General features: G+C 39.0%; 9 protein-coding genes. 7 read left to right on the plus strand and 2 right to left on the minus strand.

Annotated features, from left to right (window positions below; genetic code table 11):
• Positions 1–184 precede the first annotated feature (184 nt).
• The 3 genes from AC012T_RS13710 (at position 185) to AC012T_RS13720 (ending at position 4,655) form a co-directional block, all read left to right on the plus strand.
• The gene (locus tag AC012T_RS13710) at positions 185–1,210 is read left to right on the plus strand and encodes an IS630 family transposase (protein WP_487059111.1); all 1,026 of its coding nucleotides are present in this window, start codon (positions 185–187) and stop codon (positions 1,208–1,210) included.
• Positions 1,211–1,797: 587 nt separating this feature from the next.
• Entirely contained in the window at positions 1,798–3,156 is a 1,359-nt protein-coding gene (gene cpcD/petH, locus AC012T_RS13715) for a bifunctional rod-capping linker CpcD/ferredoxin--NADP reductase PetH (RefSeq protein ID WP_487059113.1), read from the plus strand.
• Positions 3,157–3,365: 209 nt separating this feature from the next.
• Positions 3,366–4,655: a homoserine dehydrogenase gene (locus AC012T_RS13720; RefSeq protein ID WP_487066581.1), complete on the plus strand. Its 1,290-nt coding sequence runs from the start codon at positions 3,366–3,368 to the stop codon at positions 4,653–4,655.
• A gap of 93 nt (positions 4,656–4,748) precedes the next feature.
• Here the strand turns inward: AC012T_RS13720 and AC012T_RS13725 are convergent, their stop codons facing one another.
• Entirely contained in the window at positions 4,749–5,189 is a 441-nt protein-coding gene (locus tag AC012T_RS13725) for a CAAD domain-containing protein (protein ID WP_438889101.1), read from the minus strand.
• 686 nt (positions 5,190–5,875) lie between these two features.
• On the opposite strand from AC012T_RS13725, the gene AC012T_RS13730 reads away from it, so the two are divergent.
• From AC012T_RS13730 to AC012T_RS13740, 3 genes are all read left to right on the plus strand, one after another.
• Positions 5,876–7,600 (plus strand): sensor histidine kinase, encoded by a 1,725-nt coding sequence (locus AC012T_RS13730; RefSeq protein ID WP_487059115.1) that lies wholly within the window; start codon positions 5,876–5,878, stop codon positions 7,598–7,600.
• Between the two features lie 68 nt (positions 7,601–7,668).
• On the plus strand, positions 7,669–10,005 hold the full coding sequence (gene pcrA / locus AC012T_RS13735; RefSeq protein WP_487059117.1) for a DNA helicase PcrA: 2,337 nt from the start codon (positions 7,669–7,671) through the stop codon (positions 10,003–10,005).
• Positions 10,006–10,325: 320 nt separating this feature from the next.
• Positions 10,326–11,924 carry an alkaline phosphatase D family protein gene (locus AC012T_RS13740; protein WP_487059119.1) on the plus strand — a complete coding sequence of 533 codons (1,599 nt, stop codon included), beginning with the start codon at positions 10,326–10,328 and terminating at the stop codon, positions 11,922–11,924.
• 54 nt (positions 11,925–11,978) lie between these two features.
• Here AC012T_RS13740 and AC012T_RS13745 read toward each other — a convergent pair whose 3' ends face one another.
• Positions 11,979–13,511 (minus strand): SagB/ThcOx family dehydrogenase, encoded by a 1,533-nt coding sequence (locus AC012T_RS13745; RefSeq protein WP_487059121.1) that lies wholly within the window; start codon positions 13,509–13,511, stop codon positions 11,979–11,981.
• A gap of 153 nt (positions 13,512–13,664) precedes the next feature.
• On the opposite strand from AC012T_RS13745, the gene AC012T_RS13750 reads away from it, so the two are divergent.
• Positions 13,665–14,504, plus strand: a complete 840-nt coding sequence (locus tag AC012T_RS13750; protein WP_487059123.1) for an alpha/beta fold hydrolase — start codon at positions 13,665–13,667, stop codon at positions 14,502–14,504.
• Positions 14,505–14,545: the final 41 nt, after the last annotated feature.

The raw sequence follows: 14,545 nt of genomic DNA on the forward strand, positions 1-14,545 counted from the left end.
ATAAAGCGCGTAGAAAAACAAGTTTGTAGGGAGATAAATATTAGGTATCTTTTTGGACACAGATATGGGTCTGACAGGGCATAATTTTGTGGTAAAACCTACTATATAGCAATCCGGAATCATTCATGAGAAAATACGGAGAGAGCTTAAAAGTAACGTTTGAAACCAAGGTGCAGGTGTGGTGATGTGGATACAATTATTAGAAGATTTTATCAAAAATAATAAAGAGCCACGTGAAATCAAGCGAGCTACAGCAGTAAAAATGCTGTTATGTGGATACAAGCATGAAGAGATAATGCCAATATTAGGTGTCTCATCTGGCTTCATTAGTACCTATAAAAAAGCATTTTTTAAACTGGGGCTGGAAGGGTTAAAACTAGGGCATAAAGGAAGTAAAGGTTTTCTAGATGAGCTTCAACGTGCCGAGGTAATGGAATGGTTGCAAACCAAAGACAGATGGACTTTAAATGAATTAGAGTACTATATTGCCTCAGAATATGGAGTAACATTCTCCTCAAAACAAAGTTACTACGATTTATTTGATGCTGCCAGTATTAGTTGGAAGAAAACTCAAGCAAATAATCCAAAATATAACCAAGAATTAGTAGATTCAAAAAAAAAAGAGATTTGTGAGTTGTTGGAGACGCGACGGCCTCAAATAGAGACAGGAGACCTAGTTGTGTTCATGGTAGATGAATGTCATTTACTTTGGGGGGATATAATAGGGTATGTTTGGGGGAAAACTAGTGAACGAGTAACAATACCAGTAGTAAATGCTCGTGATAAACAAACATATTTCGGTGCATTGGATTATAAAACCAAAGAATTTCTCACGTATAAAGCTGAAAAAGGTGACTCTAAAAACACAATTAATTTTTTAGAATATCTTCAAAAACAGCGACCTGGAGCCAAACTTTTAATAATTTGGGATGGTGCAAGTTATCATCGTTCACAAGAAATTCAAGATTATCTAGATTCATTAAATCGTGAACTTGAAAAAGAACAATGGTGGATTACCTGCTTGAGATTTGCCCCGAATGCACCACAACAGAATCCTGTAGAAGATATTTGGCTACAAGCAAAACGATTAATTAGAGAGTTTTATTTTTTCTGTCATTCTTTTACTGTAGTCAAGGCGTTATTTGAGTTATCCATTCATTGTCAAATTTTTGACTTTCCAAAACTTTATGAGTATGGTGTTTTCTCATGAATGATTTAGGATTGCTATATTAGTAAGGTGTAAAATCTATGATTGGGGTAACATAACTTCCCAATAGATTATGGCTATACTGCAAACGGGTGAAATCTGGACTTATGTCATACTGAATGTAACGTAGTGCAGTGTATCCCTTCGGGACACTTTGTGAACGCGGAGCGTCTCGTAGAGAAGTATCTCGGAGATTCTAGAGCCTACGGCTCCCGTAAGGGATACACTTTGTATGGCTAACGCCACGCTACGTTATCAAAATGACACTTTTAAACCGTTTTTAGTATAGAAGCATATAAAACTCGTTGACTGGATATTTATCTAGAAAAGATAGTTCACGAAAAAAAGATTAAATTGATTCGCTATTAACATTCTGTCCAAGACTTATCCTCTACTTTAGAAGGTGAACAGGTGTGTTTTTTACCATACCCATATGTCTTGGCCGAGTGTACTTAGCAAGGCATCATTTAATGATGCCGTTTTCCCAGACGGCCAGTTTTGTGCAACTAAAATCCGGTAAACTAAAGCTGGCATAGGATGGGAATGTTTTTTTGATAAACGGTTAAGTAAATATCGGAGTGGTAGAAAGAATGTACAATCAAGGTGCTGTTGAGGGTGCTGCCAATATAGAATCAGGTAGCCGCGTCTTCGTTTACGAAGTGGTTGGTTTGCGTCAGAGCGAGGAAACTGATCAAACGGACTACCCAATTCGTAAAAGTGGCAGTGTGTTCATCAGAGTGCCTTACAACCGCATGAATCAAGAAATGCGACGGATCACTCGGCTAGGCGGCAAAATTGTTAGTATTCACCCTATAACAGTTCTAGAACCAGTCAATGGTAAAGCTGCTGTGGAAACTACTAACAGCGAAGTAAGCGAGTTAGTCACACCAGTGAGCGCTAACAGTGAAGTAAGCAAGTTAGTCACACCAGTGAATGCTGACAGTGAGGAAAATGGTAAAGCCACACCTGCGAATGCTAATAGTGAAGTCAAAGGCTTCGCTAAATCACCTGCTAAGGATAAAAAAGGCAACACCATGACTCAAGGGAAAGCCAAACACGCTGATGTTCCTGTAAACACTTACCGTCCTAACGCTCCGTTTATTGGTAAGTGTATCTCGAATGAACCGTTAGTTAAAGAAGGCGGTATCGGTATTGTTCAGCACTTAAAGTTTGACCTTTCTACTGGCAATTTGAAGTATATCGAAGGTCAAAGTATCGGTATTATTCCTCCAGGTGTTGACAAAAACGGTAAGCCTGAAAAGCTCAGACTTTACTCGATTGCTTCAACTCGTCATGGCGATGATGTAGATGATAAGACAATCTCACTATGTGTTCGCCAATTAGAGTACAAACACCCTGAAAGTGGCGAAACAATCTACGGTGTTTGCTCTACTTATCTGACTCAGCTAAAACCAGGTGATGATGTAAAAATCACAGGGCCGGTAGGTAAAGAAATGCTGTTACCTGAAGATCCTGAAGCTAATGTCATCATGTTAGCAACAGGAACAGGTATTGCTCCTATGCGGGCTTATCTGTGGCGGATGTTTAAGGATAATGAAAGAGCAGCTAACCCTGAATACAAGTTTAAGGGATTCTCTTGGTTGTTGTTTGGAGTACCTACAACTCCCAATGTTCTTTACAAGGAAGAACTGGAAGAAATGCAACAAAAGTATCCAGATAACTTCCGCCTCACCTATGCTATCAGCCGGGAACAGAAAAACCCCGAAGGTGGCAGAATGTACATCCAAGATCGTGTGGCAGAACACGCTGATGAACTGTGGCAATTGATTAAAAAAGAAAAAACCCACACTTACATTTGCGGTTTACGCGGGATGGAAGATGGTATTGATGCAGCTTTGACTGCTGCTGCTGCTAAGGAAGGTGTGACTTGGAGTAGTTACCAGAAGGATCTCAAAAAAGCACACCGCTGGCACGTAGAAACATACTAAGTACTGAGTGCTGAGTTGATTGCTGAGTTTTGAGTTCTAAGTTCTAAGTTATAAATGGGTAGGGTGGGCAGTGCCTACCCTACAATTGTTTTATATAAATGACTGAGGAAAGAGTTCTCAGTTCTGGGGATAAAGTATTAAATACTTATTGATACTCAGCACTCAGTACTCAATACTCAGCACTTAAAAATGAATTGGGTGCAAAATCTGTGGGTGTGAAACTAGGAATACTCGGATTAGGGACTGTGGGAACAGGTACTGTACAACTGTTACAAGATAGTATTGGTCGTCATCCACTGTTAAAAGAGTTAGAAATATATCGGGTGGGAGTGCGATCGCTCTCCAAACCCCGTCAAGTAGAATTATCTACACAGGTAGTGACTACAGATTTAGAAGCGATCGTCAATGATCCAGAGATAGATATACTTGTTGAAGTGATGGGAGGATTAGAACCAGCCAGAACACTCATCCTTACTGCTATTAAAAATGGTAAACACGTAGTCACCGCAAATAAAGCCGCAATCTCCCGATTTGGAGCAGAAATATTCACTGCTGCCAATGAATCTGGGGTATATGTGATGTTAGAAGCTACCGTTGGTGGTGGTATCCCTGTAATTCAACCCCTCAAACAGTCTTTAAGTGTCAACCGAATTCATGCCATTACTGGCATTGTGAATGGTACGACTAACTACATCCTGACAAGGATGCAAACAGAAGGTAGCGATTTCAATGATGTCTTAGCTGATGCCCAACAACTAGGCTATGCTGAAGCTGACCCAACTGCTGATGTCGATGGCTTAGATGCAGCAGACAAAATTGCGATCTTAGCTTCATTAGGCTTTGGTGGCAGAATCCACTTACCAGATGTCTATTGTGAAGGCATTCGGCAGGTTACAAAGACAGATATTGCCTATGCTGCCAAATTAGGATTTGTGATTAAATTATTAGCCATAGCTAAAGTTCAAACTAATGATAACTCTCAACTATCAGTCAGAGTTCATCCTACCCTAGTTCCGCAAACTCATCCTTTGGCTAGTATTAACGGTGTTTATAACGCCATTCTTGTTGAAGGAGAACCCATTGGCCAGGTCATGTTTTTTGGGCCTGGTGCGGGTGCGGGTGCGACTGCTAGCGCTGTCTGTTCTGATATCTTGAATCTTGTCGCCACTCTTAAAACTAATACGCCCAAACCCAATCCCTTACTCGCTTGTAGTCATCAAGACTACTGTCAAATTTACCCAATTTCCCAACTTATAACCCGATTTTATGCCCGGTTTTTAACAAAAGACCAACCAGGTGTAATTGGCAAATTGGGTACTTGCTTTGGTAAATATGGTGTGAGCTTAGAGTCAGTAGTACAAACAGGCTTTCAGGAACAACTCGCAGAAATTGTAGTTGTCACCCACGATGTCCGAGAAGGAGACTTTAGACAAGCTTTAGCCGAAATTCAAACCCTAGAAGCAATAGACAGTATTCCTAGCATCTTACGAGTGCTTTAAGGAGGCAGGGTGCAGAAGAGAAGTTTTATCTTGCTCTTGCCTTCTTCTTCTGAACTCCTGACTCCGAACTCCGAACTCCGAACTCCTTAATACTTAAGATTCTGAAGTGTCTTTGCCAATAACTTGCGACTTGAGGGTGGTAATTTCACCAGTTAACTCTTGCCGAGTTGAAGCTTTGAGTAAATAACGATAAACAAACCAGGCAGAATAACCAATCCCAATTAACTCAAAGGTAGGTGCTACCAAAGGAATATCATTGAGAGAATCTAGTACAGCCAATAATACCTTAACGGCAACAATTGTTGTAATTACTAATCCCAGGCTAACTATAGGCTGCTTGTATTGATTAAAGAAGTTGCCTAAATAGTCAGGCAATGTGCCTAAAAAGCCAGAAATTTGTTGCCCATATTTCATCCATTGTTCTTGAGACTGTACAGGAGGCTGGAGTTTGGTAATGCTTCCTGTTTGGTTGTTAATATCTGGGATTGTTGTCTCTTTTGACTTGGTTTCTGTTGTATATTCTGGTTCTTGCATTTTCACTCCTATAATTTTGATAGTCGAGTTTTCTTAATCCGCACAATTTCAACCACAAGGATGTTGAGTAGGCAAGGGACTCCTGGATCAGCAAGATGGGATTGAGGTGACAAAGGATTTTTAGTATCCTAAATAACCATAATGTTCCTTTTACAGGTACTGCATCAACTACAAGGTAGAAAATCAGTAGGGGGATAGAAGTCAAAAGGCCATAGGATATATTAAAATCAGCTTTCTGAGTTCTGTCTTGTAAATTAACTGGAATTCTCAGGTTGTGATCATCCCATGCCATGTCACTTACTCATCATCGTACTCATCGAAGCACAAATCATGCAAAAATTAGTCTACCTCTGAGGCATACAAGTTTAAACGCTGATTTTATCTGATATTAAAGCTATCTTCAGCCGCATTCGTCAATTAACTTATTCAGATTGATATTAATATGTAACAATTCCTTTGTCTGTTCAGATAGACTAGACATTAAAGAGATTTTATGATATGGATTCATTCTGATGAGAACATAGGCATGAATAATTTGTCTGGTCATAAGTCTAAACTATTTTTTTGAGAAAAATGATTTATTCCTGTTATCAAAGAAGATAATGTTAATGTTAATCACTTTCCAACTGATTATAAAAGCTAGACTGGGTTGGTAATATTTGTGAGAGGGTAAAAAAATTGCAGGGATGCCAGATAAAAAACCAACCCTTGTTGGCAAAAATTTACAAATCAAAAAAGTGTCAACTGAAGAGCCAAAAATAGAAGAACTCCCAACTATAGAATTTCCCTCCCGCAGGAAGCTTAAGGCCAGTTCTTGGCGCATCCATCAGAAAATTGGTTATGGTTACTTTTTGGCTATTGCAATTGGCTTTTTTGGTTCCCTGACTGGATTGGTGCTGGCTAACTATTACCGGGGAAGAGAGGTTAGGCAATTTAACCAGGCTTATCAACAAGAACAATTATTAAACAATTATAAAGATGCAGTAATTGAGGCGCAATTACATAGTTCTAACTTAGTGGCTGTGTTGGGAGATACAGGCAAGCTCAACAATAAAAAAGGTGAATTTATTGAGTCTGTTGCTCAAGCACAGAAGATAGAGAAAAACATCTCTCTGTATATAGATAGTAATCCTCAGATATTAGCGGCAAACAGAAGTACTTTACAGACTTTATTATTCAATTATTCAACTAACTTAGAAGACTATATTCGGCAAATAGAGGATATTTTGCTACGACTTGATACTCAAAACATACAGCCACAACAATTGGACATAGCTCAAAAGGAGTTGCTGGCTGTTATGGATAGTCAAACAGTCAATAATTTAAATAGTTTATCGGATCAATTAACGAAGATTTTGCAAACTGCTCAATCACAAGAGCGGGAGAGACGGGGAGATGTAGAGCAAGCTAGATTTGTTGAGAGATTTATTGTCATAGCCAGTATGCTCTTATCTGTAGCGATCGCTGCTACTATGGCATGGCGTACTAGTCGAGCGATCGCAGAACCAGTCATTACCGTAACTCAAGTAGCTGAACAGGTAGCCAGAAAATCTAACTTTGATTTACGCGCTCCTGTCACCACCGATGATGAAATCGGCTTACTTGCTAAGTCTTTAAATCGCTTAATTGAGCGAGTATCTGAGCGAACAAAACAGCTACAACAAGCTAAAGAATTAGCAGAAGCAGCCAGTAAAGCTAAAAGCCAATTTTTGGCAAATGTTAGCCACGAGTTACGCACACCCTTAAATGCAGTAATTGGTTTAAGTCAACTATTACAAGATGATGCGGTTGATGTCGGTGTGTCCCCAGATTTTATTGCTGATTTAGAAACCATCAATTCTGCCGGTAGACATTTATTAGAACTGATTAACGACATCCTCGATTTGTCAAAAATTGAAGCTGGGAAAATGACTCTCTACCCAGAGACATTTGAAATTATAAATTTGATTAATAATGTAGTTCTCACTGTTAAACCAGCAATTGAAAAAAATGGCAATATATTAGTTTTAGATTGTGATGTTCCACTGGGAACAATGTATGCAGACCAAACCAGAATGCGACAGGTATTATTAAATATACTCAGTAATGCAGCCAAATTTACCACAAACGGCAAAGTAACGCTAGTTGTCAAGAATGAGAACATAAACGTATTAAAAGAAGCTCCTTTAGGTGTGATTACTTTTACTGTGATTGATACAGGTATTGGAATGTCACCCAGTCAACAGCAGCAGTTATTTAAACCCTTTACACAAGGGGATGCTTCAACTACCAAGAAATATGGTGGTACTGGCTTGGGATTAGCCATTAGCCGTCATTTTTGCCAGATGATGGGAGGAGAGATTATTGTCAGTAGTCAGCTTGGTGTTGGCTCTACTTTTAAGGTAAGTTTACCATTGACAGTGCAACATTGAAACCTACCTATTGTACTCTGACCAATAGCTACAATTTATAGATGTTACCGCATCTTCCTTCCATATCCATGACGACAAACATTGATTTCCTTAGCCACCTTAACCCTAGCCAACGTCAAGCCGTAGAACATTACTGCGGCCCGTTGCTAGTCGTTGCTGGTGCTGGTTCCGGTAAAACCCGTGCGCTTACCTACCGGATTGCAAACTTGATTCTTAAACACCGTGTCAATCCTGAAAACATCCTGGCAGTGACGTTTACTAATAAAGCCGCACGGGAGATGAAAGATAGAATTCAAAGGATATTTGCCGAAAATTTGGCAATTAATCAGCACGGTAAAAAGTTGGATTTATTACCAGAATACGAACAAACCCAATTAAATTCAAAAGTCTACCGCACTTATATTAAAGATATGTGGTGTGGCACTTTTCACAGTTTATTTTCTCGGATTCTGCGCTGGGATATTGAAAAATATCAAGATGAAAAAAGACGAACTTGGAATAAAAACTTTTCCATTTTTGATGAATCTGATGTACAGAGTTTAATCAAAGAAATAGTTACTAAAGATTTAAATCTAGATAACAAAAAATTTGAACCTAAATCAGTTCGCTACGCCATTAGTAATGCCAAAAACCAAGGTCTTTCACCCCAAGAATTTGAGCGTGAACAACCTAATTATCGTGGACGGGTCATAGCTGATGTTTACAATCGTTATCAAGATAAATTATCACAAAATAACGCCCTCGATTTTGATGATTTAATCCTCGTTCCCACTAGATTATTTCAGCAAAATGAGCAAGTATTAGCTTATTGGCATCGCAAATTCTGTCATGTTCTTGTTGATGAATATCAAGATACAAACCGCACCCAATATGATTTAATTCAGCTTTTGGTGACAAATGGTGAAGAGCGTAAACATGAATGGAACTGGGAAAATCGCTCAGTCTTTGTTGTGGGTGATGCTGATCAGTCAATTTACAGCTTTAGAATGGCAGATTTCACCATTTTGTTAGAATTTCAAGAAAACTTTGGCGATGGTTTACCCGATGATGATACCCGCTCAATGGTGAAGTTAGAAGAAAACTATCGTTCTTGTGAAAATATTCTCCAAGCTGCTAATGAACTGATTGAAAATAACACCCAACGCATTGATAAAATTCTCAAAGCTACACGAGATCCAGGTGAAAAAATTTATTGTCATCAAGCTGATGATGAAATAGCAGAAGCTGCTTTTGTGATCAATCAAATTCGTACCTTAGAACATCAAAACCCGGAATTAAACTGGGGTAATTTTGCCATTCTTTATCGGACTAATGCTCAATCTCGACCTTTTGAAGAATTGTTATTTAAATATCAAATTCCTTATACAGTCGTAGGAGGAATGAAATTTTATGACCGTAAAGAAATTAAAGATGCTCTCGCTTATTTAAGAGCAATTAGTAACCCAGCCGATACAGTCAGTTTGCTAAGAGTTATTAACACACCCCGTCGGGGAATTGGTAAAGCTACTATTGACGCTTTAGTCAATGCTTCCCAGCAATTAAGTACAACTTTGTGGGAAATATTAAGTGATGAAACATCAGTTCATACCTTAGCTGGACGTTCGGCAAAAGCTGTGAATAATTTTGCAGCGATGATTAAAAAAGGTCAAGAACAAATCACAAAAGTTCCCGGTTCAGAAATTTTGCAAGGAATTTTAGAAGACTCTGGTTATATTGAAGATTTGCAAAATCAAGGTACAGATGAAGCTGATAATAGAATTAGCAACGTTAATGAATTGTATAACGCCATTTTGCAATTTCAAGAAGAAAATGAAGGTGAAGATATTTCTTTACAAGCATTTTTGCAAAATGCTGCACTGAGTCCAAATCCAGATGTAGATAACTCAAAAGAAGGACAAACAGCAGTTTCTTTAATGACATTACACGCTTCTAAAGGGTTAGAATTTCCGATAGTATTTTTAGTAGGGTTAGAACAGGGATTATTTCCTGGGTATCGTTCGTTAAATGACCCCTCAGCCTTGGAAGAAGAACGCCGTCTGTGTTATGTGGGGATTACTCGCGCTCAGGAACGTTTGTTTTTATCCCATGCTAGAGAACGCCGTTTGTATGGTTCCAGAGAACCCGCAATGCGATCGCAATTTCTAGATGAATTACCCACAGAATTATTAACTACTAGAAACAAAGTTAGTCGCTCTTTTACTAAAACTGCACCTGCAAAAACTGGTCAGCAAGAAACCATCGAAAGCTGGCAGGTAGGGGAAAAAGTACTACATAAATCCTTTGGAATTGGGGAAATAACCCACATTTTTGGAGAAGGAAATAAAGTGACTGTAGCGATTAAATTCGCTAGTTTAGGACAAAAAATTATTGACCCCAGAGTCGCAAAATTGCAAAGAGTGGAGTAGAAATTTTTATAATCCCTTCCCAACAGAAGAATATAGATTAAATGAACCGCGTTCGCGAAGCGTTCCGTAAGGAAAGACGCGTTCACGCAGTGTGCCGTAGGCATAGAACGCGAAGGAAGAAGGAAGAAGATAGGTAATCTTATACTGAGAAGGGAGTAACTATACTACAAACGGCTAAATATCTCGACTTTATAAAATGACAAAATTCACAGCGAAAACTTCAATAAAAACTCTGCGTCACTTTGCGTTTACCTCAGCGAACCTCTGCGTTTAAACGTAAAGTTCCCTTCCTACCCGTTTTTAGTATAATCAGTAAATCTATGAACCTCAACATTTCGCAAAAACTGAAACGTCGGCAATTTTTATTACAAGCTGCAATGACTAGCGGTAGCATTGTAGCGACCAACCTGGGGTCAAAATCAGGTTTAGCACAGACACCTGCATTCATCACATTAGATAAAAATCGCCCTTCCATACCCTATGGTGTTGCTAGTGGGGATATTAACGGCAATAGTGCTGTCATTTGGAGTCGGTGCGATCGCACTGCAAAAATGATCATAGAGTATGCTACCGATGAGAATTTCCGTAATAGTCGTTGGATATTGGGACAAGTCGCTGCTGCTAATACTGACTTTACCACCCGGACTTATTTGGGGAACCTACCACCAGGACAAGATATATTTTACCGCGTCACTTTTCAAGATTTAAAAGATACTAACATTTACAGCGCCCCAGTAATTGGACATTTGAAAACTGCTCCTCAAGGACGAGGAAAAGATATATTTTTTGCTTGGTCTGGAGATACAGCCGGTCAAGGTTGGGGGATTAATTCCGAGTGGGGTGGAATGAAAATTTATGAATCTATTCGGAAACTCAACCCTGACTTTTTTATCCATTCTGGTGATTATATTTACGCTGATAATCCCATTAAATCGGAAGTAAGCTTGGACGACGGCAGCATTTGGAAAAATGTCACTACTGAAGAAAAATCAAAAGTTGCCGAAACATTAAAAGAATTTCGTGGTAACTATATTTATAACTTGTTAGATGAAAATGTGCGCCGCTTTAATGCTCAAGTTCCGCAATTGGTGCAATGGGACGATCACGAAGTGAGAAATAACTGGTATCCTGGGCAAATATTAGATGATGAGAGATATAAAGTTAAGGATGTTTCTCTATTAGCATCAAGGGCAAAACAAGCATTTTTAGAATATACTCCTATCCGGTTGAATCCTCAAGATCCAAAACGCATTTATCGCTCTTTTAATTATGGGCAATTACTAGATATTTTCATGCTAGATGAGCGTAGTTATAGAGGTAAGAATTCTCCTAATAATCAAAAAGTAGCAAATGCGGAAACAGCATTTTTGGGTAATCCTCAAATACGCTGGTTAAAGAATCAATTAAAGAACTCAAAAGCAACTTGGAAAGTAATTGCCAGCGATATGCCTATTGGGTTAATAGTTCGTGATGGTAAAACTGACTTTGAAAATGCTGCAAATGGAGATGGAAAAGCATTAGGAAGAGAGTTAGAAGTAGCGGATTTATTAAGTTTCATAAAAAACAACAATATCCAAAATATTATTTGGTTAACTGCTGATGTGCATTATGCCGCTGCCCACTATTATGATCCTAATCAAGCTCAATTTACTGACTTTAAACCCTTCTGGGAATTTGTGGCTGGCCCGCTCAATGCAGGGAATTTTGGACCAAACCAATTAGATAATACATTTGGACCAAAAGTAAAATTTCAAACTGCATCTTCAGATATTAAAATTAATCAACCACCAAGTTCAGGTTTGCAATTTTTTGGAACTGTAAAAATTGATGGCAAAACTGAAATTTTAACTGTTAGTTTGCATAATTTGGAAGGTCAAAAAATTTATAGTTTAGATTTACCACCAGAGATTAAAGAATAAAAAAATATTCACTTGTACTCCAAGCGCAGAAAGTATCTGCACCTGGAGGTTTTTTTATCTTGGTTTTCCCAGGGTTGTGATATATAAAACGGCTTCATCACTAGGAATACCTAAAACATCATTGACTTGTTCATCAAAAAAGCCACCAATACCGCTGACACCTAGATTGAGGCGAATTGCTGCTAAATTGAGCTTTTGTCCCAAATGCCCGGCATCCATATGTAAATAACGGTAAACACGATCGCCATATTGAGCGATCGCTGATTTCAAATCCGCAGTATGAAATAACACCGCAGCCGCATCCCGCCCTAATTCTTGCCCTAAACACAGAAAATGTAACTCACGCCGGAAATTTTTAAAGCGAATTTGTCTTAATTCCTGCGCTTTGGGTGCATAATAATAACAGCCAGAATCTAATCCCGTTACGCCTGAAACTGCAATAAATGTTTCAATTAAATTCAAATCAAAGTAATCGGGAGTAGTATCTAAACCTTGGTCAAGATAATTTTGCGCTTGGTAGGTAAAATCGAGTAAAGCTTTGAGTTCATCAAAATTTAAATTATCTCCACTATAAGCACGAGTAGAACGCCGCTTATAGATAGTATTTTCTAATTCTGAAAGATTTTCTCCCCAGTTAATTGGAGTGGTGACAGTAGAAACTTTTTCACAAAAAGGAAAATTATATTTATCCTCTAATGACCTTTCTGATTGTACTGTTGGTAAATTCATCTTGCCAGTTGTACTAGATTGAATTTGGGTACTGAGATGAAAATATTTCAACAGTTCACCATCAGGAATTACAGGGTAATTGATGTCAGTACTTGAAGGTAAAGCCGTTTTTCCCAAAGGTAAATTTTGTTGGACATCTAACAAATCTGCCAACGCAATGACAGCAGTTGCACCTTCTTGTTGAGGATCAATATAAAGTAGATCATTAACAGCCTCATCTACAAAACCGCCGATTAAATGGGGACGATAATCAGTAATTCCACAAGCCAACTCAATATTGCTTAAAAGATGTCCTGTATCCAGAAAAATCCGACGGTAAGCCCTATCTTCATAACGCCAAGCTGAACGATAAAAAACCGCAGTCGTGATAATAGCTAGTTGAGTATGTTCTAATGTGGGATGCCATAAACAAGCTGTTTGTAATGATTGCCAAACATCATTTTCCCAATATTGCATCAAAGAATGAGTCCGGCATTGATAGTTGTACAGTCCAGGTGGTAGCAACGGCGTACCACGAGACACCAAATATACTTCTGCTGGGTATAAACCCCCTGCACTAGGAGCAGAGCGTAAATATACCGCACTACCCATAGAAGGCATTTTTGCCGTTAGTCCGTAGCTGTGAAATAGCAGTTGCGAAAGTCGCCGCCACCATTTAGCATCTGGGTTATGGGCAAAAGTCTCTGATTGTTCTTGCAAATAGGGTTTAAGGTCAAAATCAGAGCCAATTTTGTACTCTTTAAACGGTACTGGCTGCTTAGACCAGTCTAAGGTCTGACCTTTAGAAGCAAGCGTTTCCGGGTCGTATTTAGTTCGCTCGTGGTAGTGCTGGGCAATTGATTGGTGTATTTCTGGCATAGTAATTTTAATACCCTAGAGGGGGAGTTCTGTTTCTTGATCTTGACATTCATCAGCCTCATTATTTCGTGTTAATGAGTACAATCTTTTGAAGATTGAGGGACTGGAGAAATGGGGAGGTTAATAACCCGATGACCAATTACGAATTATCAAATGATACCTGTACGTCAAACTTTGTCAAAGACCGATATTCAACTGTCTTACCTGGAATGGAACCAGGGTGAAAAACCATTACTGTTATTACATGGTATGGCTGATAACGCCTTGGTGTGGTCTAGCTTAGGAGATTATTTAGCGGCTGATTACCATATAATTGCACCAGATATGCGTGGTCATGGTGAGAGTAGCAAGCCAGAGAAGGATTATAGTTTTGAAAGTGCGATCGCTGATTTGGAAACATTAATGGATAAACTGGGATGGTCTGCTGCTCATATCGTCAGTCACTCCTGGACAGGTAAATTAGCCGCTATTTGGGCTAGACAAAACCCAGAACGCCTACGGAGTATCACCCTAGTAGATCCAATTTTCATTTGGAAAATGCCCAGTTTCCTCAAATTAACTTTTCCTCTCTTGTACAGCGTTTTACCATTCCTGAAAAGCATGGGACCCTTTAGCAGTTATGAAGAAGCCGAACAAAAAATCAAACAACTCAGCCAATATCAAAACTGGACTTCCAGACAACAGCAAATCTTCCAAGCTGGAATAGAACAAAAACCTGATGGAACTTGGGGTAGCAAATTTACAATCGCTGCCCGTGACGGAATTTTTGCAGCGGTCATGGAAGTACCAGGTTTTATCAACCCAGTAGATACTCCTGCCCTCTTTATACAACCAGAAAAAGGTGTAAACCGCCAGAATTGGCAAATTCAACCTTACAAAACCAACCTCAAAAACCTCACCCTAAAAAAAGTTCCTGGCAATCATTGGCCATTTTTAACCCAACCAGAAAAATTTAACCAAACAGTAGCCACCTTCTTAGCCCAACAAAACTAAAACTCCGCGTTACTCCGCGTTAACCTCAGCGTCCCTCTGCG

The organism is Anabaena sp. EIM26, from assembly GCF_057568715.1.